Origin of the sequence: Pelagimonas sp., from assembly GCF_050633425.1 — a bacterium.
In the GTDB taxonomy this organism is placed as follows: Bacteria; Pseudomonadota; Alphaproteobacteria; order Rhodobacterales; family Rhodobacteraceae; genus Pelagimonas.
Genome location: NZ_JBOEGM010000051.1, coordinates 15,631 through 35,029 on the forward strand (window position 1 = coordinate 15,631; position 19,399 = coordinate 35,029).

The 19,399-nt window shown below is 55.3% G+C and carries 21 protein-coding genes and 1 riboswitch; of the genes, 11 read left to right on the top strand and 10 right to left on the bottom strand.

Annotation, left to right across the window (positions count from 1 at the left end; translation table 11 throughout):
• From ACRBB0_RS26335 to ACRBB0_RS26370, 8 genes are all read right to left on the bottom strand, one after another.
• Entirely contained in the window at nt 1-1,293 is a 1,293-nt protein-coding gene (locus ACRBB0_RS26335) for an ArgE/DapE family deacylase (protein WP_431377441.1), read from the bottom strand.
• A gap of 7 nt (nt 1,294-1,300) precedes the next feature.
• On the bottom strand, nt 1,301-1,954 hold the full coding sequence (locus tag ACRBB0_RS26340) for a 3-oxoacid CoA-transferase subunit B (protein ID WP_431377442.1): 654 nt from the start codon (nt 1,952-1,954) through the stop codon (nt 1,301-1,303).
• On the bottom strand, nt 1,941-2,633 hold the full coding sequence (locus tag ACRBB0_RS26345) for a CoA transferase subunit A (RefSeq protein WP_431377443.1): 693 nt from the start codon (nt 2,631-2,633) through the stop codon (nt 1,941-1,943). Before ACRBB0_RS26345 ends, ACRBB0_RS26340 begins: the two co-directional genes overlap by 14 nt.
• Nucleotides 2,630-3,982 carry an aspartate aminotransferase family protein gene (locus tag ACRBB0_RS26350; RefSeq protein WP_431377444.1) on the bottom strand — a complete coding sequence of 451 codons (1,353 nt, stop codon included), beginning with the start codon at nt 3,980-3,982 and terminating at the stop codon, nt 2,630-2,632. The genes ACRBB0_RS26345 and ACRBB0_RS26350 overlap by 4 nt, the downstream gene beginning before the upstream one ends.
• Complete coding sequence (locus ACRBB0_RS26355; RefSeq protein WP_431377445.1) at nt 3,979-4,749, bottom strand: amino acid ABC transporter ATP-binding protein; 771 nt, start codon at nt 4,747-4,749, stop codon at nt 3,979-3,981. Before ACRBB0_RS26355 ends, ACRBB0_RS26350 begins: the two co-directional genes overlap by 4 nt.
• Nucleotides 4,750-4,764: 15 nt before the next feature.
• Nucleotides 4,765-5,421: an amino acid ABC transporter permease gene (locus ACRBB0_RS26360; protein ID WP_431377446.1), complete on the bottom strand. Its 657-nt coding sequence runs from the start codon at nt 5,419-5,421 to the stop codon at nt 4,765-4,767.
• An 18-nt stretch (nt 5,422-5,439) separates the two neighbouring features.
• The gene (locus tag ACRBB0_RS26365; protein WP_431377447.1) at nt 5,440-6,087 is read right to left on the bottom strand and encodes an amino acid ABC transporter permease; all 648 of its coding nucleotides are present in this window, start codon (nt 6,085-6,087) and stop codon (nt 5,440-5,442) included.
• 108 nt (nt 6,088-6,195) lie between these two features.
• A complete protein-coding gene (locus ACRBB0_RS26370; protein WP_431377448.1) occupies nt 6,196-6,969 on the bottom strand; it encodes a transporter substrate-binding domain-containing protein in 774 nt (257 codons plus the stop codon).
• A 144-nt stretch (nt 6,970-7,113) separates the two neighbouring features.
• Between ACRBB0_RS26370 and ACRBB0_RS26375 the strand changes: the two genes are divergently transcribed.
• Complete coding sequence (locus ACRBB0_RS26375; protein WP_431377449.1) at nt 7,114-8,070, top strand: LysR family transcriptional regulator; 957 nt, start codon at nt 7,114-7,116, stop codon at nt 8,068-8,070.
• Between the two features lie 91 nt (nt 8,071-8,161).
• On the opposite strand, the gene ACRBB0_RS26380 is transcribed toward ACRBB0_RS26375, so the two are convergent.
• Nucleotides 8,162-9,361: an ROK family transcriptional regulator gene (locus tag ACRBB0_RS26380; RefSeq protein ID WP_431377485.1), complete on the bottom strand. Its 1,200-nt coding sequence runs from the start codon at nt 9,359-9,361 to the stop codon at nt 8,162-8,164.
• Nucleotides 9,362-9,572: 211 nt separating this feature from the next.
• Here ACRBB0_RS26380 and ACRBB0_RS26385 point away from each other — a divergent pair, with 211 nt between their 5' ends.
• The 10 genes from ACRBB0_RS26385 to ACRBB0_RS26430 all read left to right on the top strand — a co-directional run bounded on the left by ACRBB0_RS26385 (nt 9,573) and on the right by ACRBB0_RS26430 (nt 18,381).
• Entirely contained in the window at nt 9,573-10,583 is a 1,011-nt protein-coding gene (locus ACRBB0_RS26385) for a substrate-binding domain-containing protein (protein ID WP_431377450.1), read from the top strand.
• A gap of 106 nt (nt 10,584-10,689) precedes the next feature.
• Nucleotides 10,690-11,769 (top strand): ABC transporter permease, encoded by a 1,080-nt coding sequence (locus tag ACRBB0_RS26390; protein ID WP_431377451.1) that lies wholly within the window; start codon nt 10,690-10,692, stop codon nt 11,767-11,769.
• A complete protein-coding gene (locus tag ACRBB0_RS26395) occupies nt 11,745-12,545 on the top strand; it encodes an ATP-binding cassette domain-containing protein (RefSeq protein WP_431377452.1) in 801 nt (266 codons plus the stop codon). The genes ACRBB0_RS26390 and ACRBB0_RS26395 overlap by 25 nt, the downstream gene beginning before the upstream one ends.
• Entirely contained in the window at nt 12,542-13,174 is a 633-nt protein-coding gene (locus ACRBB0_RS26400; protein WP_431377453.1) for a nucleoside/nucleotide kinase family protein, read from the top strand. Before ACRBB0_RS26395 ends, ACRBB0_RS26400 begins: the two co-directional genes overlap by 4 nt.
• A 190-nt stretch (nt 13,175-13,364) precedes the next feature.
• A riboswitch (cobalamin riboswitch) is annotated at nt 13,365-13,582 on the top strand.
• 105 nt (nt 13,583-13,687) lie between these two features.
• On the top strand, nt 13,688-14,095 hold the full coding sequence (locus ACRBB0_RS26405) for a DUF1636 family protein (RefSeq protein WP_431377454.1): 408 nt from the start codon (nt 13,688-13,690) through the stop codon (nt 14,093-14,095).
• Nucleotides 14,092-14,901, top strand: a complete 810-nt coding sequence (locus ACRBB0_RS26410) for an ABC transporter ATP-binding protein (RefSeq protein ID WP_431377455.1) — start codon at nt 14,092-14,094, stop codon at nt 14,899-14,901. The genes ACRBB0_RS26405 and ACRBB0_RS26410 overlap by 4 nt, the downstream gene beginning before the upstream one ends.
• Nucleotides 14,898-15,830, top strand: coding sequence for an ABC transporter substrate-binding protein (locus ACRBB0_RS26415; RefSeq protein ID WP_431377456.1), 933 nt, complete (start codon nt 14,898-14,900; stop codon nt 15,828-15,830). Before ACRBB0_RS26410 ends, ACRBB0_RS26415 begins: the two co-directional genes overlap by 4 nt.
• Nucleotides 15,830-16,855, top strand: coding sequence for a FecCD family ABC transporter permease (locus tag ACRBB0_RS26420; protein WP_431377457.1), 1,026 nt, complete (start codon nt 15,830-15,832; stop codon nt 16,853-16,855). The genes ACRBB0_RS26415 and ACRBB0_RS26420 overlap by 1 nt, the downstream gene beginning before the upstream one ends.
• Nucleotides 16,856-17,136: 281 nt before the next feature.
• Entirely contained in the window at nt 17,137-17,571 is a 435-nt protein-coding gene (locus ACRBB0_RS26425) for an acyl-CoA thioesterase (protein WP_431377458.1), read from the top strand.
• Between the two features lie 36 nt (nt 17,572-17,607).
• Nucleotides 17,608-18,381, top strand: coding sequence for a hypothetical protein (locus ACRBB0_RS26430; protein ID WP_431377459.1), 774 nt, complete (start codon nt 17,608-17,610; stop codon nt 18,379-18,381).
• Nucleotides 18,382-18,396: 15 nt separating this feature from the next.
• On the opposite strand, the gene ACRBB0_RS26435 is transcribed toward ACRBB0_RS26430, so the two are convergent.
• The gene (locus tag ACRBB0_RS26435; RefSeq protein WP_431377460.1) at nt 18,397-19,254 is read right to left on the bottom strand and encodes a sulfotransferase; all 858 of its coding nucleotides are present in this window, start codon (nt 19,252-19,254) and stop codon (nt 18,397-18,399) included.
• Between the last annotated feature and the right edge of the window lie 145 nt (nt 19,255-19,399).

Here is a 19,399-nt window from a genome sequence, read left to right on the forward strand (position 1 = left end):
TCAAAGATCTTCTGTGCCGCACCAATCGGCAATAAACAGGGCGGTGGCCTTGGTGATGCGGCGCATGCTTTCTAAATCCACACGTTCGTTGAATCCGTGGATCGCTTCGGCGCGCGGGCCATAAACCAGCGCTGGTGTGTCTGCATAAAGGCCAAAGAAACGCGCGTCGGTGGTGGCGGTGATCGCCTCCCGCTCAAGCGTTTGGCCTGTTGTGGCCCTATGGGCACCATCCAATGCAGCGATGGCCGATTGGGCCTTGGCGGAACTATCCTGCGACAGGGCGTAACCTTCGGCATGGAAGCCGTGATAGACAATCTCGGGTAAGGAATTGCGCAGAAAATCATTGTCGCGGGCGGCCTCACATATGACCTGTTCGATTTCTGCCTTGGCGGCGTCAATGGATTGGCCCGGAAAAATCGCCATACGGACATCGAATATGCTCCAGGCGGGCACAGAGCTTGTCCAATCCCCGCCTTCGAATTTCCCGACATTGAGGTTCAATGCGTGATCCATATGCGCATAATCATCCGTGCGGTTTTCCGCCGCGTTCCAGCGATGCTCCATCTCGTGCAGCGCGGCAATCAGGGGGATGGCGGCCTCGATTGCGTTTGCGCCGGTGCCGGCATAGGCAACGTGGGTTGGCAGACCTTTCAAGTGGACCTGAAACCAAATGACCCCAAGCTGTGCCGTTACCAGATGTTCGGCAAAAGGTTCCGGGATAAGGGCAGCATCGGCCCTATACCCCCGCGCGAGACAGGCCAACGCACCGTTTCCCGTGCATTCTTCTTCGACCACGGATTGATAGAAGACATCCGCAGCCGGGGCGATGCCACAGGCCGTCAGCGCATCCAGCGCAAAGAGATTTGAGGCAAGTCCAGCCTTCATATCGCCACCGCCACGCCCGTAAAGCCAACCATCGGCAATGCGCGGGGTGAACGGTGGGCTGTCCCACATTTCAAGCGGCCCTGCCGGCACCACGTCGATATGACCGTTCAGGATCAGAGATCGGCCCGTTTTGGTTTGCGACCGATGCGTGCCGACCACGTTGATGGCATCGTCATACGGGCCCATCACCGGCGAAAACCCAGGCAGATGTTGAATGTCGGCGATGTCGATCTGCCAACGGTCGATGTCAAAGCCGCGTCGCTCCAGCTCGTCCGCCATAAAGGTCTGGGCCGATTGTTCTTGGCCGCGGATCGACGGGTGAGACGTTAGCTCGGACAAGAACGCAACTTGGGCATCAAATCCGGCATCAACGGCCTCAAACAAGCGGGTTTCTAAATCGGTTCGCATAGGGGCCTCAAAAGCTCTGAAGGGGCGTATCAGGGACAATCAGGTCGGCCCCCGTCGCTTCTACGACTTCGGCGATGCTGACCCCTTGGGCGGTTTCAACCAAAGTGAACCCCGCTGGGCACACGTCAATCACAGCCAAATCGGTGAAAATCCGACCAACGCAGCCCCGCGCCGTCAACGGCAAGGCGCATTTGTCCTTCAGTTTCGGGTTCCCGGCACGGTCTGTATGTGTTGTCAGAACCACGACGCGCCGCGCTTTTTGGGCCAATTCAATGCCCCCCCCGACACCGGGCGAAAACTTGCCCGGAATCTTCCAGTTGGCCAGATCGCCGTTGGCGGCAACCTCGAAGGCACCCAACATAGTTAGGTCGAGCCGCCCTGACCGCACCAGCGCAAAACTGGTCGCGCTGTCGAAAAAGGCAGAGCCGGGAATGGTTGAGACATAGGCCCCGCCGGCGTCAATCAAGTTTCGGTTGGCCTGATCTTTAGGCAAAGTCGGGCCTATCCCCACAAGTCCGTTTTCTGTGTGCAAACAAACTGGAAAATCGGACGACAGGTGATTGACGACCTGAGTGGGCAGTCCAATGCCAAGGTTGACGACCATTCCGGGCTCAATCTCGCGGGCGGCGCGGGCCACCATTCTGTCTTTAGCGTTCGACAACAGCGTATTCCTTGGACAGAGTTTGTAGTTCCGCGATGTGATCAACAAAAACGCCAGCGGTGTGAATGTCACCGGCCGCGAGCCCCCCCAAAGGCAACACGGATTCCGCTTCGGCGATGACGCAGTCGGCGGCCATTGCCATCAGCGGATTGAAATTCTGCGCGGTTGCGGCATAGGCCAGATTGCCGAAAATATCGGCGCGATCCGCATGCAAAAGGGCAACATTTGCCCGCAATGCCGGTTCGATGAGAAAGGTTTTACCGTCAAGTACACAGGTCTGTTTGCCCTCGGCCAATTCGGTTCCAAGGCCAATGTCGCTTAGAATTCCACCAAGTCCGGCACCGCCCGCACGGATGCGTTCTGCCAAGATGCCCTGGGCGTTGAATTCGACGTCGACCTGACCAGAGTTCATCAAGTCAATCGCGTAGGTGTTGAGACCCAGATGGGTGGTGATGAGCCGCTTGACCAACCCGGATCGCAGCAGGTGATCTACACCCATGTTCGGTTCGTTGGCGTCGTTTTTGACAATCGTAAGATCACCGGCTCCGTGCGCGACCATGGCACCGATTAGGGCAAAGGGGGTGCCGGACACGCCAAACCCGCCAATCATCACAGTATCCCCATCGTTGATATGGGCAATGGCGGCTTCCATGGTGTTTTGTTTGTCTGGAAGTTTCACGCGGCGTCCTCCCAGAGGGCCAAGCCCGCTTCAGTGGCAAATGCGTCTAGTGCCTCTCGGAGAATGGCCATCATTTCGGCGATCTGATCTTGTGTGATGATCAACGGCGGGGCCAGCAGGAAATGATCACCAGACGTGCCGCCACGGGTGCGGCGGGAATAAATGATCAAGCCGCGCTCATAGCAGAGCTCGACCAGCCGGTCATAGGCGTTCAAGTTGCTTGGCAGGGGGTCCATCGTGTCGCGATCAGAGACAAACTCAAACGCGGTCAAAAGGCCTTTGCCGCGCACATCACCAATGAAGGGGTAACGCGCCATTAAACGGCGCAATTGTACCATGAGAACCTCGCCCATAAGGGCGGCGTTTTCGACGATATTTTGCTCTTCCATCTCTTCAAGAACGGCAAGCCCGGCAGCACAGGCCATGGGGTTGCCCGCATAGGTGAACCCGTGCAGAAAGCCACCCGCATCAAGCACCGGGTCAACAAGATCCGCGCCAGCAACAATCGCCCCAAGCGGGGCGTAGCCTGCGCCAAACCCCTTTGACATGGCGACGATGTCCGGGGTGATCCCCCAATGCTCAGCCGCGAGAAATTTACCGGTTCGACCGGCTCCGGTCATGACTTCATCATAGATCAGCAAAACGCCGAATTCATTGCAGATTTCCCGGATTCGGGCATAGTAGCTATCGGGCGCAACCAAGGCACCGGTTGAGGCACCGCCGACGGGTTCCATAATAAAGGCCAACACGGTTTCGGCACCCAATTCGAGGATTTTGTCCCGGAGGAGTTCGGCATATTTCAGCCCCCGCTGGTCTTCTGTCAGGTTGTCACGATCAAGATATGTCGCCGGGGCTGCGATCTTAGGCATGCCTTGCATCATAGAGGCAAAGGGATCGCGCAGTGGGTCATACCCCGTGAGGTCCAGCGCGCCCAAAGTGCAGCCGTGATAGGATGGAAACCGCGAAATTACCTTGTGGCGATTGGTCTGGCCTTGGGTCAGGGCGTATTGACGGGCGAGCTTCACGCTGCTTTCAACGGCTTCGGATCCGCCAGAGACAAAGAACACCCGGTCCAGCCCGTCGGGCATGAGTGACACCGTTTTGGCGGCTAAATCCTCGGATGGGTGAGTGCGAAAATGCAGCCTATACCCAAAGGTTGCTCGATCCATCTGCGCTTTGATTTTGGTCAATACGCGCGGGTTGGAATGGCCGATATTTGACACCATCGCGCCCGATGATCCGTCAATGTAACGCTTTCCGTTTTCATCGAACAGATAGATGCCCTCGCCATAATCTAGGAAAGGGCGCGGGGTGCGGTTTTGGTAAAACAGATAGGAAGTGTTGCTCACGACGCACCTTCGATATGTTTGCGTAGGAATTCGCGGGTCCGCTCTTGGGTTGGATTTTTGAAGAGGACGTCGGGCGGGCCTTCTTCGACAACGACGCCCTTGTCCATAAACAGCACGCGATCACAAACCGACGCTGCAAAATCCATTTCATGGGTAACGATGATCATGGTCATGTGCTCTTCCGCGAGCTTTTTCATGACTTGGTTCACCTCTTCGACAAGTTCGGGGTCAAGCGCGGACGTGGCTTCGTCAAACAGCATCAGCTTGGGTTTCATTGCCAAGGCGCGGGCGATGGCGACACGCTGTTTTTGGCCACCTGAAAGTTGCGACGGGTAGTAATCAATCCGCTCCAGCATCCCAACCTTGTCCAACTGTTCCACGGCCAAGGCGTCGGCCTCTTCGTTTGACAACCCTTTGAGCATCTTGGGGGCCATTGTGACGTTTTCGCGGGCGGTCATATGCGGGAACAAGTTGAAATGCTGAAACACCATCCCGATTTGCTGGCGCAACTCGTTGATATGTTTTTCATATTGGCGATGGGGCAGCTTCTTGTTCACCTGCATGCCATCAAGCCATATTTCACCACCCGTTAGCGGATCGAGATCGTTCACGGCCCTTAACAGCGTGGATTTTCCCGAGCCCGAAGACCCGATGATGCCGACAATCTGGCCACGTTCTACGGTCAGGTTGATGTCTTTGAGGACCTCAAGCGTGCCAAAGGACTTCTGGGCGTGACGAATTTCAACAAAGTTTCTCTGTTCAGTCATGAGTGTCTCGTGGGATCAGCGGGAAATGGAAATGCGGCGTTCGATTTTGCGCTGCACCCATTCCATGCAAAGGTTGATGACATAGTAGAACGCAGCAGCGAGAATATAGAACTCGAACGGGCGATAGGTTTTGCCGATCACGCGTTGCGCCGAAAGTGTCAGTTCGCTCACCCCTATGACGGACACCAAGGCGCTGTCTTTCAAGAGGGCGATCATGTTGTTGCTGATCGGGGGAATGACATCGCGGACGGCTTGGGGGATGACCACTTTACGCAGGGCTTCGCCACGGCTGAGGCCGAGGGTGCGCGCGGCTTCCATTTGGCCCTTGTCGACAGCAAGGATCGCAGTCTGGATCAGTTCGGAATTATAGACGGCGAAATGCAAGCCCAACCCAATGACACCAGCCACAAAAGCGGGGAGGTCGATGCCGATCTGAACCAAGCCGAAATAGATCAAGAACAGCTGCAACAGGAGCGGCGTCCCCATGAACACCCATTCGACCAGGCGAAACGGTTGGCGCACAGCCCAAGGTGCATAAAGTGCGATCACCGCAAAGACAATTCCGCCAAAGAAGCTCAGGATTGCAGCGGCGACGGTGATGCCGATCGTCCAGGCCCCACCCAGGAGGAGAACGTCCAAATATTTGGGAACAATAGAAAAGTCGAGGCCCATCGGTTTATCCCTTTCCGATCAGGTGATCTGAACTTTGCGGTCAACCCAGGCAACACCCCGGCCCACCACGTAGATGATGATCATGTAGAGAATCCCAGCCAACAGGAACATTTCGAATGGCTTGTAGGTCGAGCCGATATAGCGTTGTGCCGTATAGGTCAGCTCGATCACCGAGATCGCCGCAACAAGAGCGGTTGCTTTGATCAGCATGTTCAAATTCACCCCCAACGGGCGCACCATCAGCCTTGCGGCCTGGGGCAAGGTTACCTTGTACATTGCTTGCCAATTGCTCAGGCCCAAGGTGCGGGCTGCTTCGCGTTGCCCCTTGTCGATTGCGATAATGGCACCACGGATGGTTTCGGTCATATAGGCCCCGGCATTTATACCAAGACCGATCACACCGGCCTCAAACGCGTCGAGCTGAATGCCGATCTGCGGCCCGCCGAAATACAGGATAAACAATTGGATCAACGCGGGGGTGCCGCGAAACAGGCTCACATAAGCTGCGCCAATAAAACGTAAAACCGCAAAGCGCGATAATCGGGCGGCGGCCCCCAGTGATCCAAAAATCAGGCCGAGGATCGCGGTTAATACCGACAGAAGAATTGTGACCCACGCCGCCTCAAGGAAAAACGGGTAAACCTTGAGCATCAGTTCGAAATCCATGCGTCACTCCTTGGGGGCAGGGGGAGGGGATGCCAGCGAATTACAAGAGCGGATGAACGCTCTGAGGGTGCCCCGCGCCGTGTGTGGTGACGGCAGGGGGCGGGCGTGTTAGCGGATGTCCGCACCAATCCATTTTTCGGCGATAGCGAGGTAAGTTCCGTCGTCCATCATGGAATCCAGAGCGGCTTGCATTTCTGCGGCAAGCGCTGGGTTACCTTCGCGGATGGCAATACCTGCGCCAAACGGTTCGGTTGTCGGGTCACCAAAAAGTTCAAACTTTTGACCTTTTTCGGTCATCGCAAGAATGGCGGCGATCGAGTCATTGACGATGGCATCGACCCGCCCGTTTTCCAACTCAAGCAACAGCTCAGGCAGGCCCTTGTAGGTGCTGACACTATAGCCCTTTTCACGGGCCCAGTCTTCGTGGGTTTCACCAAGCGTCAGGCCGACTTTTTTGCCTTCCATATCCTCAAGGCTCGAAATGCCAGAGCCAGGTTTTGTGAAAATCGCGCGCTTGTCGGAATAGTAAGGCCCGACAAAATCAACAACTTCATCACGCTCAGCCGTGATCGTCATGGATCCGACGATGGCATCATATTTGTTAGCCAATAGGCCACCAATGATCCCATCCCAGGCGGTGGTCACGATCTCAACTTCCATGCCCATACGTTTTGCGATTTCGGCCCCAATGGCGGGGTCAAAGCCGACGACCTGATTTTCATCGTTCACAAAGTTGAAGGGAGGATAGGCACCCGACATCGCGATGCGGATCACGCCTTTTTCCTTCAAAGTGTCAAGTTCTTCGGCGGCAACGGTCGTGCCCAGCATGGTCAAGCCTGCCGCGACGAATGCAAATTTCATTAAGGTACGGCGAACAATCATCTTTTGTACTCCCTGGAGTGTCTCGGTTTGAATCCGGGCTTTGCCCAGTGGTGGCGGGTGTTCCGCTCTGAAATCAAACCTTGCATGAGGTGGATTATTGCGCAAATAGATATTAGATATCTCCAACATAGATGAAATCTATATATGCAGTTTTACAAACAACGCTTCCCTTGGAACCTTGATTGGAACCTTTTGCGCACCTTTATGGTTGTCGTTGAACAACATGGAATTTCCAAAGCGGCCCATTTTCTGGGGCTCAAGCAACCCACCATTTCTGCCGCCCTCAAACGGCTCGAAGAGCATACGGGCCAGACACTTATCATACGAAAACCAAACGAGTTTTCGCTGACGCGCTCGGGGCAGGTTCTGTATACAGAATGCGCCAAAATCTTTGGGTCAGTGTCGCAACTTCCCTCGTTGCTCGATGCAGCCCATGCCGAATTGCGAGGTCATGTGTCGATTGCGACGACAAGCCACGTTATCTCAGAGCATTTCGATGATTTTCTCAACAAGTTCTCCAATGCGCACCCGCAGGTTAGTTATTCGTTTACAGTCTCAGAAAGCGATGAGGTGGAATCCATTGTGTCGCAAAACCGCGCGAGCTTTGGAATCTGCCTCTTGTCGACGACGCCAAAGAACTTGGAATCGCTGATTTTGTATCGCGAATACTTTGGGCTGTTTTGCGGTGCACGCCATCCGCTTTTCAACCTGCCGGAAATATCTCCTGAACAGCTTCAAGGCGAACCATTTGTGGCCTTTCACACAGAGGCCGAGGGGCGTCCTCTGGAAGCTATTTCGCGCCTTCGGTCACATCTCGGCTTTGCCAATATGAGGCGCGGTATTTCCTCAAGTCTCAACGAAATTCGGCGCATGATCATGGCCAATATTGGAATTGGGGCGTTGCCGCTGCATGTCGCCAAACAGGATGTGGATGTCGGGAACTTGCGTCAATTGCCGCCCTATACCGAGCTCCCCCTCGTGAATATTTACCTCATCAGCAATCCCGCCCGTCGTCAGTCCGACGCGGAAGCCACTTTCTTGTCGTCCTGTATGGCTGAGATGTCGGCGATTGATATCGCAGAGCGGACTTATGGCGCTTAGATTTGCGACGCTTTCCGCTTTTGGTGTCAAATCAGCTCACGGGAGAGGCTAATCTTGGAGAGGCGCGTTGCAGCAGACGTCGCGAGCGCGCCTAAATAGCCGACAATCCCGCGTTGGTATTGAGCAAGTATTGGGCGAAAATCGGACTGCTCGCGGCGCCAATGGCGCGGGCGTTTTCACCCATAGAGCCTTCCTCAACCAGAGGTTCGATCAAGCCACGTTTGTCTTGGTTGACGAGATAGCGGCGCACGCGTTCAACCAATTCAACGCGTACATCCTCTGGAAATGCGCCGTCGATTAGGACCGCCTCGAAGTCGATGACCGAACAGATCGACAATGCCGCGCGGGCGAGTTCCTGCGCGGTTGCCCCGATCCAAGGATCAACATGGCGTTTGATGGCGCTCCAATCCTGGGGCTTTTGCCACATCACCACAGGTGAAATGCCGGATTCGACAAGGCGCGCTTCCAACAGATGCAGGGATGCGGTGTCGATAAGTTGCTGGCTTTCGCCCAGCGGCCCGGCCGTTCGCATGGCTCCGAGCGCGCCTGCATTTCCTTGGTTGCCTTCAAAAACAGTCCCGTTCAGCGCCACTCCGCCGCCAACGAAGGACCCGATGAAAAAGTAGGCGTAGTCTCGAAATTCTTTGCCGCGCCCATAGAGCTGTTCGGCATGGCAGGCTGCGGTGGAATCGTTGACGACGAAGACCGGCAGCGTGCTAAAACTTGCAACTTCGGCGGCAAAATCGACATCTTTCCATGACCGAAACCGCTCCGCAGCGCGTCCGGTCAGGTCATGCCATTTCCAAAGTTCAAACGGAGTACCAATGCCAATTCCGCAGATGCGGTTGCGCGCCTCGCCGGGCATATCGCCAACCAACTGATCCAATCCGTCCCTCAGGAAGCCGAACACGGCGTCTGGCATCGGATATTCATAGGTGGTGTGGAGCTGCTGTCTGACCTTTCCCGAGAAATCCAGAAGCAAGAGATCTGCGCTGCGCCGACCGATCTTGAGACCGATAGAAAACACGCCGTCTGGGTTTAGCTCCATCGGGGTAGAGGGTTTTCCGACCTTGCCGCGCACCGGTGCGCCCTTGCGGATAAGCTTGTCCTCTTCGAGCCGTTTCAGGATCGTCGACACGGTGGGCCGTGACAGGCCTGTCATCCGCGCCAAATCGGCCCCGGCAAAGCCCGAGTCGCGCGCCAACAGGGACAAGACCAACCGTTCGTTGTGATCCCGAATACCACGTTGGTTTACGCCTGCACCGCGTTCTGAGACGTCTGTTCCATCCATAAAGCCGACCATAGTTGGCTCCCCCTCCAAAGGGAAGATAGCGCGAATAATTTAGTTAGTAAAGTTTACAAACTAATTGACAGAGCCAACGGAATCAGGTTTTTTAGGGCGCATCACCTGCTTTGGTCGCCCAATATCAGGCCCAATATCAGGTTGAGCGCGGGGAGGAGCCCGCTTCGAAATACGCAGTTGAATTCTATGGGAGGACACTATGAAAACCATCATCACAACATCCGTTCTAGCCACCGTTGCACTGGCGGGTGCGGCTTATGCCGAAACCAACGCTTGCTTGATCACCAAAACCGACACAAACCCATTCTTCGTGAAAATGAAGGAAGGCGCAGTTGCCGCAGCTGAGGCCAATGGCATCAACCTGTCGACCTTTGCAGGTAAATATGACGGCGACGTGGAAACACAGGTCGCTGCTGTGGAGACCTGCATTGCCGCAGGTGCCAAAGGCATCTTGATCACGCCAACCGATAGCCGCGCGCTTGTCCCAGTTGTCTCTCAGGCCCGCGAAGCCGGTGCTTTGGTGATCGCGCTTGATACGCAATTCGAACCTGCCGACGCCGCTGACGCCACCTTTGCCACCGACAATTTCAAAGCCGGTGTTCTGATTGGTCAATGGGCCAAAGCCAAAATGGGTGACGATGCGGCCAACGCCAAAATTGCCCTGCTTGACCTGAATGCCTCTGAGATTTCGGTGGATTACCAGCGCGACAACGGCTTCCTTCATGGCTTTGGTATCGACATCAAAGATCCGACCGACATCGGTGACGAAGATGATCCACGCATCGTTGGCAATGACGTGACCGACGGCTCGCCCGATGGCGGCCGCACTGCAATGGAAAACCTGTTGCAGATCGACCCGGACATCAACCTTGTTTACACAATCAACGAACCTGCTGCCGCTGGGGCCTATGAGGCGCTGAAAAGCTTTGGCAAAGAAGAGGGTGTGCTGATTGTGTCCGTTGATGGCGGTTGCCCAGGTGTCAAGGATATCGGTGCCGGTGTGATCGGCGCGACGTCGATGCAATTCCCGCTGCTGATGGCGTCCAAGGGTATCGAAGCGATCAAAGCCTTTGCCGAAACAGGTGAAAAGCCAGCCAACTCCGAAGGTTTGGACTTTTACAACACCGGTGTAGAGCTGATCACAAATGAACCTGCCGACGGTGTGCCATCAATCACCTCGGCCGAAGGTCTGGAGAAGTGCTGGGGTTAAGACCCAAGCACGCCGGGGCGCAATGTGCCCCGGCTTTTTTCGATTCCAATGCAATTCTTTGACGCAAACCGCTGCCGCGACTTAAGGTCAACGCAAGGAGAACGCCATGTCTGATACACCCAACGCCGCCAAGGGACAGGAGTTCGAGCGAACCCTGGACAAAAGCGCGTCGCAGGTCGCCAATTTCAAGCGCGACAATCACACACCGTTGGAGCGCCTTCAACATTTGCTCCACAACAACCCAACGCTGGTTCCCGTTATCGTGTTGGTGATTAGCTTGATCGCTTTTGGATTGATCGCAGGAGAGCGTTTCTTTTCGGCCTTCAACCTTTCGTTGATCCTTCAGCAAGTATCAATCATCGGCATTCTGGCGGCGGCGCAATCGCTGATCATCATCACTGCTGGCATTGACTTGTCCGTCGCCGCCATCATGGTTTTGATGGCTGTCATCATGGGCAATCTGGCGGTTTTCGCGGGCGTCCCGACCGTTTTTGCTATTCTGATTGGCCTGGGCGGCGGCATCGGCGCAGGCATGATGAACGGTTTACTGATCACGCGGATTAAACTGCCGCCTTTCATCACAACGCTGGGCACTTGGTCGATCTTTTACGCCTTGTTGCTGTGGCTTTCGGGCGCGCAATCCATTCGTGGGCAAGACATCGACAGCGAAGCGCCATTCCTGAAATTCTTCGGCCAAGCGTTCAACGTCGGCGGTGCGCGCATCACCCTGAGCGCGATCTTGATGATTGTCGTCTTTCTCGTGCTTTGGTTCATGCTGAACAAGACCGCCTGGGGCCGTCATGTTTATGCGATTGGCGATGACAAAGAGGCCGCTGAGATGTCGGGCATTCGCACAGACCGAACGCTGTTGTCGGTTTATGGTCTGGCTGGTTTTGTATGCGCCTTGGCGGGCTGGGCATCCATTGGCCGTGTGGGCTCGATCTCTCCGCAAAGCTTTTACGAAGGCAATCTCGATAGTATCACCGCTGTGGTGATCGGTGGCATCTCTTTGTTCGGCGGGAGAGGGTCGATTATGGGGGCCTTGTTTGGCGCGCTGATTGTGGGTGTGTTCCGCTCTGGCCTGCGTCTGTCTGGCGTAGATGTTCTGTGGCAGGTCTTTGCCATCGGTTGGCTCATCATTATTGCGGTCGCCATCGACCAATGGATCAGAAGGGTTTCAGCATAATGACTACTCCAGTTGTACAAGCCCGCGGCATCGTGAAGCGCTATGGCCACGTGACCGCAATCGACCACTCAGACTTTGAGCTGCGACCCGGCGAAATCCTGGCTGTAATCGGCGATAACGGGGCAGGGAAGTCATCAATTGTTAAGGCAATCTGTGGTGCCACCATCCCGGACGAAGGCGAGATTTTGATCGAAGGTCAGCCGGTTCATTTCACCTCGCCTATCGAAGCGCGAGACATGGGGATCGAGATCGTCTACCAGAACCTTGCCCTGTCTCCAGCCCTGTCTATCGCCGACAACATGTTTACCGGCCGCGAAATCCGCAAACCCGGATGGATGGGGAAAGTCCTGCGGATGTTGGACAAGCCAGCGATGGAGAAATTTGCCCGAGACAAGCTGACAGAGCTGGGCTTGATGACTGTGCAGTCGATCAAGCAGCCGGTGGAAACGCTCTCAGGTGGGCAACGTCAGGGGGTTGCCGTTGCGCGCGCCGCAGCCTTTGCCACCAAGTTCATCATTATGGACGAACCGACGGCGGCGCTGGGCGTCAAGGAAAGCCGCAAAGTGCTTGAGCTGATACAGGACGTGCGATCAAGGGGCATTCCGATCATTCTGATCAGCCACAACATGCCGCATGTTTTTGAGGTGGCCGACCGGATTCATATCCACCGGTTGGGCAAGCGGCTCTGTACGATTGACCCCAAGGATTACACCATGTCCGACGCGGTGGCCTTTATGACAGGGGCCAAGGAGCCGCCGGCACAAGATGTTGCATGATGGATGACCCTTCACTGTCTGTTGAGGCGCTTATCGATCACATCCAGATGGCATCTCGCAAATCACGTCGGAGGCTGGTGGCTCTTGCCGGGCCACCGGCCTCCGGGAAATCGACCTTGGCGGAAAACGTGGCACGCGAGCTGACACAGGTTGGGTGTCGTGCGCAGGTTGTGCCGATGGATGGTTTTCATCTGGATAACCGCATTCTGACGTCGCTTGGAGTGCTGGATCGCAAAGGAGCCCCCGAAACCTTTGATGTTCAGGGGCTTTTGCGTTTGATCACCGCGCTGCCAAAAGACGATACTGTGTATTACCCGGTTTTCGACCGGTCCCGTGATATCGCCATTGCGGGGGCCGGTGTGGTCGATCCGACATGCGACACAGTTGTTGTGGAGGGCAATTATCTGCTCCATGACGCAGCGGGCTGGCGGGATATGGCGGATTTTTGGGATGTAACAATCGCGCTGGATGTTCCACTTGAAACTTTGCGTCAGCGGCTTGTTGATCGCTGGTTGGCTCATGGATTGTCTCGAAAACGAGCCGAGATCAGAGCCGAAGAGAACGACCTGAAAAACGCCGCAACAATCGCAAATTGCAGTGTCTCTGCTGACGTTACGATCCGCTCTTGATAATATGTGCCGGCCCAAAGGGGCCTGGCTCATGTCGTCTTCTCGATACAGCTGAGCAAGACACGCCAATATATGCGCGCGTGGCACATGCGTGATCGGGCGTTTCCACACCGCTGCCGCCTTATCAGACATCAACCCGCTCAGACCATTTCGGAGCGGTTGTTTCGGATTGACTTTGTTTTCATGTCAGGCCATCCCTGCTTTCGATGGTTCTCGGGCGCACAAGCGCAGACCGGGATGAAAAGGGAACACGGTGAGGTGTAGCCATCAGGCGCCAATTCCGTGACTGCCCCCGCAACTGTAAGCGGTGAGCCTGCTCTGAATACCACTGGGCCCAAGTTGGGTTTGGGAAGGTAGGGGAGGCGCACAGCCGCGAGTCAGGAGACCTGCCGTCATTGACGTAACTCAACCCGGGCGGGGTGCCCTGGAAGGAGGCCGATATGGCTGTGACGGCTCTTGCCGCTGACATCACTGGTTTCTGTCCCGACGCCCCGCAGCTTTGCGGAGGGCGAAATGAACCGGACCAGCACACATCGAATTACCATTTGCACATCTTGTCGGCACAAGGGCGACACCTGCCAACCCGGTTATGAATTGATCAAGCGATTGGACGCAGCGATCAAAGCCGCCGGAGACACCATTTCAGAAGATTTTGAAATCGCGGGGACGGCCTGTATGGCAGGCTGTGATCGGCCTTGCACCGTGGCCTATTATGCATCTCGCAAGGCGTCGTATCTGTTTGGCGACATTGACGCGGATCAAGACATCGAGGCGCTGGTGGACTTTGCCAAACAATATGCGGTTTTGCATGATGGCTGGTGTTCGTCCGTCGACCGACCGGGCAAGTTGCGCAAGACGACATTGGCGCGCATTCCTGCAACGATCATTGCTTTGGAAGACCGTCAGGAGCCAATATCATGACGGCGCAATCCCTTACGGTTAACAGCGTGACATGGGCACCGCGCAAACGCGATCCTTTGCTGTTGAAAGAGACGAGCTTTCACGTTGAAGCAGGGCAAGTCATGGGGGTTGTCGGCCCCAACGGTGCTGGCAAGACCACCCTTTTGCGTCTGATTTACGGCTTTAATCAGCCACTGACCGGTGACATCTGCATCGGGGACACCACGTTGAAATCGCTGCCGCAGCGGGCGATCGCACGCAAGGTGGCGGCCGTTTTGCAAGAGCAGCCAACCGATTTTGCGCTCAGCGTGCGCGAAATAGTGGCGCTTGGCCGGGTGCCGCATCGACGCGGGATTTCCACGCCGGGGTACCGCGACAACAACGTCATTGAAGCGGCGCTGGATCGGCTCGACCTGCACGGTTTCGCCAATCGCAGCCTGTCGACACTGTCGGGTGGCGAACGCCAGAGGGTTATGGTGGCCCGTGCGTTGGCCCAAGAACCACAGGTGCTTGTGCTTGATGAACCAACCAACCATCTGGACATCCGCCATCAGCTCGATGTGCTGCAACTGATCCGCGATCTGGACCTGACCATTGTCACCTCGTTGCATGACCTGAACCTTGCCGCAGAAGTCTGTGACTGCGTTCTTGTGCTCAAAAATGGGTCTCCGCGTGGGTTTGGGGCCCCAATAGACATTCTGGATGAAACGCTGGTCTCCGAGATTTTCCATGTTCGGGCCCAGCGGGAACACCTTAGTCACAGTCGCAAACCGCATCTGTCTTATCACCTTCCCCCCCATCAAACCCTGACAAAGGAACTTGAATGAAACACTCCGCTCTTACTTTGGGGCTGCTTTTTGCCTCTGGCGCTGCTTTTGCAGAGACCACGGTCAACAGCTGTAATCGCGAAGTGACGTTTGATACCCCGCCCAAGGCGGCGATTTCGAATGACGTCAATCTGACAGAGATGATGCTGGTGCTGGGACTTGCCGACAAAATGGTTGGTTATACCGGCATCTCTGGCTGGAAAACTCTGGACGAAGAGATGCGCGATGGCGTCGAAGCTCTTCCCGAACTGTCGGCCAAATATCCGACCAAAGAGGTTTTGATCGGTGCGGATGCGGACTTCTTTTTCGCCGGGTGGAACTATGGCATGAAAGTCGGCGGTGAAGTGACCCCCGAAACACTCGCCCCGTTTGACATCAAGGTTTATGAGCTCACCGAAAGCTGTATCCACATCGGCGCAAAACCCAAGGTCAGCATGGATGACATGTATAATGACATCCTCAACCTTGGGCGGATTTTTGACATCGAAGCCAAAGCCCAAGAGCTGGTCGACGGGTATAAAACCGAATTGGCCGACTTTAGCGCGACTTTGCAAACCGGCGATCCGCTGCGGGTTTTTGTCTATGACAGCGGCGAAGATACGCCCTTTACCGCGGGGCGTTATGCCATGCCAACCGCCTTGATCGAGGCCGCTGGCGGCCAGAACATTTTGGATGATTTTGAAAAAAGCTGGGCCACCGTCACCTGGGAAGAGGTTGTTGAACGCAACCCCGAGGTTGTTGTGATCGTGAATTACGGCAATGTCACAGCCGAGGAAAAGCGTGCCTTTATGATGGGAAATCCTGCCTTTGCCGATATGGACGCGGTCAAGAATGACCGGTTTGTTGTGCTGGAATACGTCGAGGCAACGCCCGGGCCACGGAACATCAAGGCGGTTCAGAAGCTGGCCACAGGGTTTTGGGGCCAATAATGACGCATGGGCAAACCCGACGCATCCCATTTAGCGCGGCCATCATTGGCAGCCTGATTTTGCTGGGTTTGTCCCTGTCTTTTGCAATTTCTGTCGGCGCGGTTTCCGTGCCGATAGAGACGGTATGGGGTGTTTTCTTTCATAAGACAGGCCTATCGAGCGCCGATCCGACGTGGTCCAAGGGGCGCGCGGCAATTGTATGGGACATCCGGTTTCCCCGTGCGATTTTGGCGATGATGGTCGGGGCAGGTTTGGCAATGGTGGGCGCTTCGCTACAAGCTGTGACCCGCAATCCGCTCGCGGATCCGCACCTTCTGGGCATATCATCAGGCGGGGCGTTTGGCGCGATATTGGCCTTGTTGCATACCGGGATGTTTCTTGGGTTACTGACAGTGCCGCTTATGGCCTTTGTCGGCGCTTTGATGGCCACATTGTTGGTTTTGAGCGTCTCACAATTCGCTGCAGCCACAAGCGCCGATCGGTTGGTTTTGGCAGGGGTGGCAGTCTCATTTGTGATTATGGCAGGGGCTAACCTCTTGATATTTTTCGGAGAACCGAAAGCGTCGCACACAGTGGTTTTCTGGATGTTGGGTGGGCTTGGCCTCGCGCAGTGGACGCATCTTGTCTATCCCCTAACAATTCTGGTGCTCAGCGGAGCCTGGTTATACCTGCAAGCCCCTCGGCTGAATGCCATGACGATTGGTGATGAAACGGCCGCGACGTTGGGCATTCCTGTCGCCCGTTTCCGGCTCTCGGTGTTTGTTGTGGGGGCCTTGATCACCGGAGTCATGGTCGCCTTTTCTGGATTGATTGGCTTTATCGGGCTGATGGTGCCCCATGTGGTGCGTCTGTTGGTTGGCGGAGATTACTTGCGCGTTTTGCCGGTCTCGGCATTGGTTGGCGGCGTTTTTCTGTTGTGGGCGGACATCGCTGCGCGCACTGTCATGGCCCCGGAAGACATCCCAATCGGTATTGTCACAGGCTTGATCGGAGGCCTGTTTTTCATTGCCATGCTGCGACGGTGACAAATTCTTTGGCGCATACAAAGACTGCGGTTTTTGCGTGGCCGGCCTGTGGGGCGGGCGACGGGGCTGGTTCAAATACCTGTCATGCGGTATCGCGGCCTTAGCGCGTGACCGTTTTTGTCATGTCTTTTCAGGACCCAGACACTACGCATCTGTGTCAGAAAGTGATCACGACGTGCCTTTGAGCCGGTGCGAACGGCCTTTCGATTGAAAGATGTCGTTGCATATTGTGCAATGACGATTGAAACAGTCAGCCGCACTCGCAACAAGGGATCGCCCACATGAATGACGACCAACGCACCAGTTTAGAACGCGCACGGGAGCGCAGCGCACACGGGCGCCAACAAGACGAAGGTATTTTGGTTATCAGAACGGTTGCCATGCCAGCCGACACAAATCCAGCGGGGGATATTTTTGGCGGTTGGTTGATGTCGCAAATGGATCTTGCGGCTGGAAATTTGGCTGGCCGGGTGTCCCAAGGCCGCGCTGCGACTGTGGCGGTTGAGGCGGTGCAATTTCTTCGGCCGGTCAAAGTGGGGGATGAGGTGACACTCTATGCCACGTTGAAACATGTCGGCAAATCCTCGATGCGGATTCATATCGACGCTTGGGCACGTCATCGGTTTGGCAAGACTGCGGAAAAGGTGACCGATGCAGATTTCGTTTTTGTCGCATTGGACGAAGATGGTCAGCCGCGCAAAATACCGGAAACTTAAGGTGGTCGCCCGCGATCTGATTTGTCGGAACAAACGATGTCCCAGCAGTATGGCCAGAATGAAAACACAGGCGAACAGATGACTTTGCGACCCAGCGACCAAACCATTGTCTGCATCTTGGGCATGCACAGAAGCGGCACCAGCAGCCTTGCAGGAAGCCTTGAAGAGCGTGGGCTGTTTTTGGGCGAAGTTGTGAACCAAGCCAAATTTAACTCCAAAGGCAATAAAGAAAATCTTGAGAGGATGAAAATCAACGATGATCTTCTCGTGCTTAATGGCGGTCGCTGGGATTCGCCGCCCAGAAGGATGGTCTGGGATGATGCGCTGCGCCGCCGCCGCGATGCCCATATTGCCAAATATTGCGACATCAAGGCCTGGGGTTTTAAGGATCCGCGCACGCTTTTCACGTTGCCGTTTTGGCAAGAAACCGGCCTCGACTTTCAGTTTGTGGGCACCTTTCGACACCCCAAAGCGGTTGAGAAATCGCTTTTGCGACGCGGTCCCAATCTTGCCCCCGAGCTGCCCGCCGTGACGCTTTGGAAACGCTATAACCGCAAGCTGTTGGAAATCCTGCAAGAGCGGCCCTTCCCAGTGGTCTGTTTTGACTGGCCGACCGAAAAATACCTCCGCGGGGTTGATCAAATCGCAAATGATCTTGGTTTGCGGGCGACCGGAGACACCGGGGCCGTGTTCTTTGAAAACGCCCTGCGCAGTAGCAATAATGCAGGGCCATTGCCTGAAATAAGGGATCCAACGGCGTTACGTCTTTATGAAGAGTTGTTGGACCAAGCAATGATAGTGCCCGAATAACAAAGGGCTATCCGATCACTCCACGTCAAAGCCAAACTGGCGAACGGCGTCGCGCTCTTGTTCAGTGAATGTGCCAGTTGGGGCTGACCGAAAGCGCCCTATTGAGCTTGAGCCGATATATTCGGCGAAACGGCTTTTGTCTTCGGCACTCAGCTTGCGATCAAGAAACGCTTCGATCAAAGGCAGTTCACTGCTAAAATCAGCGCAGAGGGCATCGTAGTTCAAAAGGTAAAACTGGCCCGGTGGCATCGTTTTTCCGATCTCCACAACCCTCTTGTTGGCCGCGAGCCAGAATTGCAGCTGCACATTTGGGGATGACGCATCCTGATTGGGGGAAATGCCAAAACGCGCCCCCCAGTTGGTCAGTTGCTGCTTATTTCCGCTTAGCGCCATATCCAATCCGTTGCGTATGACGTGAATGTATTTCAGTTCAGGAAATCGCTTCAAAAGCTGCGGCAGGAACACATGCGTGTTGGGTTCTTTCCACGCCACGCCCGAAAATCGTTTCTGTTTGGGAGGAGGGCTGGCCATTATCTGATCGAACCAGTCGCGCGTCACGCCATAGCTGCGTGTTTTTTGAAAAAGCTGCTTTGCCTCGTCTTGGTCTAAGTTCTTGAAGGCGCTGCGAACGCCGCTGCGCATCGCGATTTGGAATATTTCGGCGATACGATCAATGTCCTGATCGCTTGGAAAGGTGGTTATCCAGTCGGAGCGTTTGAAAAGAAGGGTAAAAAGGATGCTGTCCATCTGCGGGTTGAGCACAGGTCCGAGGTAAAACCCCATTTTGTCCAAGATCTGAGCAACAACGCGGGTGCCGCTTCCACCAAGACCGCCTACTGCAACGAAACGGTCGAAATTTGGGTCAGTTGACATGGGGCGATCCGGCTACCTAGGGTCTTGGACTGTTGATGCTATCGGAACACGCGACAGCCTGCAATTGCGTGCTCCTCCTCCATGGCATCTATGCATTGTTGCCCCTCGTTTTATTCGACAGTATTGAGGGGGTATGAGCATTGCG

What these genes read in the sequence shown, in the direction of transcription:
- ACRBB0_RS26335 (WP_431377441.1), bottom strand. Translation starts at nt 1,293, where the DNA reads ATGCGAACCGATTTAGAAACCCGCTTGTTTGAGGCCGTTGATGCCGGA.
- ACRBB0_RS26355 (WP_431377445.1), bottom strand. Translation starts at nt 4,749, where the DNA reads ATGACTGAACAGAGAAACTTTGTTGAAATTCGTCACGCCCAGAAGTCC.
- ACRBB0_RS26360 (WP_431377446.1), bottom strand. Translation starts at nt 5,421, where the DNA reads ATGGGCCTCGACTTTTCTATTGTTCCCAAATATTTGGACGTTCTCCTC.
- ACRBB0_RS26365 (WP_431377447.1), bottom strand. Translation starts at nt 6,087, where the DNA reads ATGGATTTCGAACTGATGCTCAAGGTTTACCCGTTTTTCCTTGAGGCG.
- ACRBB0_RS26370 (WP_431377448.1), bottom strand. Translation starts at nt 6,969, where the DNA reads ATGATTGTTCGCCGTACCTTAATGAAATTTGCATTCGTCGCGGCAGGC.
- ACRBB0_RS26375 (WP_431377449.1), top strand. Translation starts at nt 7,114, where the DNA reads ATGCAGTTTTACAAACAACGCTTCCCTTGGAACCTTGATTGGAACCTT.
- ACRBB0_RS26380 (WP_431377485.1), bottom strand. Translation starts at nt 9,361, where the DNA reads ATGGATGGAACAGACGTCTCAGAACGCGGTGCAGGCGTAAACCAACGT.
- ACRBB0_RS26385 (WP_431377450.1), top strand. Translation starts at nt 9,573, where the DNA reads ATGAAAACCATCATCACAACATCCGTTCTAGCCACCGTTGCACTGGCG.
- ACRBB0_RS26390 (WP_431377451.1), top strand. Translation starts at nt 10,690, where the DNA reads ATGTCTGATACACCCAACGCCGCCAAGGGACAGGAGTTCGAGCGAACC.
- ACRBB0_RS26395 (WP_431377452.1), top strand. Translation starts at nt 11,745, where the DNA reads ATGGATCAGAAGGGTTTCAGCATAATGACTACTCCAGTTGTACAAGCC.
- ACRBB0_RS26400 (WP_431377453.1), top strand. Translation starts at nt 12,542, where the DNA reads ATGATGGATGACCCTTCACTGTCTGTTGAGGCGCTTATCGATCACATC.
- ACRBB0_RS26405 (WP_431377454.1), top strand. Translation starts at nt 13,688, where the DNA reads ATGAACCGGACCAGCACACATCGAATTACCATTTGCACATCTTGTCGG.
- ACRBB0_RS26410 (WP_431377455.1), top strand. Translation starts at nt 14,092, where the DNA reads ATGACGGCGCAATCCCTTACGGTTAACAGCGTGACATGGGCACCGCGC.
- ACRBB0_RS26415 (WP_431377456.1), top strand. Translation starts at nt 14,898, where the DNA reads ATGAAACACTCCGCTCTTACTTTGGGGCTGCTTTTTGCCTCTGGCGCT.
- ACRBB0_RS26420 (WP_431377457.1), top strand. Translation starts at nt 15,830, where the DNA reads ATGACGCATGGGCAAACCCGACGCATCCCATTTAGCGCGGCCATCATT.
- ACRBB0_RS26425 (WP_431377458.1), top strand. Translation starts at nt 17,137, where the DNA reads ATGAATGACGACCAACGCACCAGTTTAGAACGCGCACGGGAGCGCAGC.
- ACRBB0_RS26430 (WP_431377459.1), top strand. Translation starts at nt 17,608, where the DNA reads ATGTCCCAGCAGTATGGCCAGAATGAAAACACAGGCGAACAGATGACT.
- ACRBB0_RS26435 (WP_431377460.1), bottom strand. Translation starts at nt 19,254, where the DNA reads ATGTCAACTGACCCAAATTTCGACCGTTTCGTTGCAGTAGGCGGTCTT.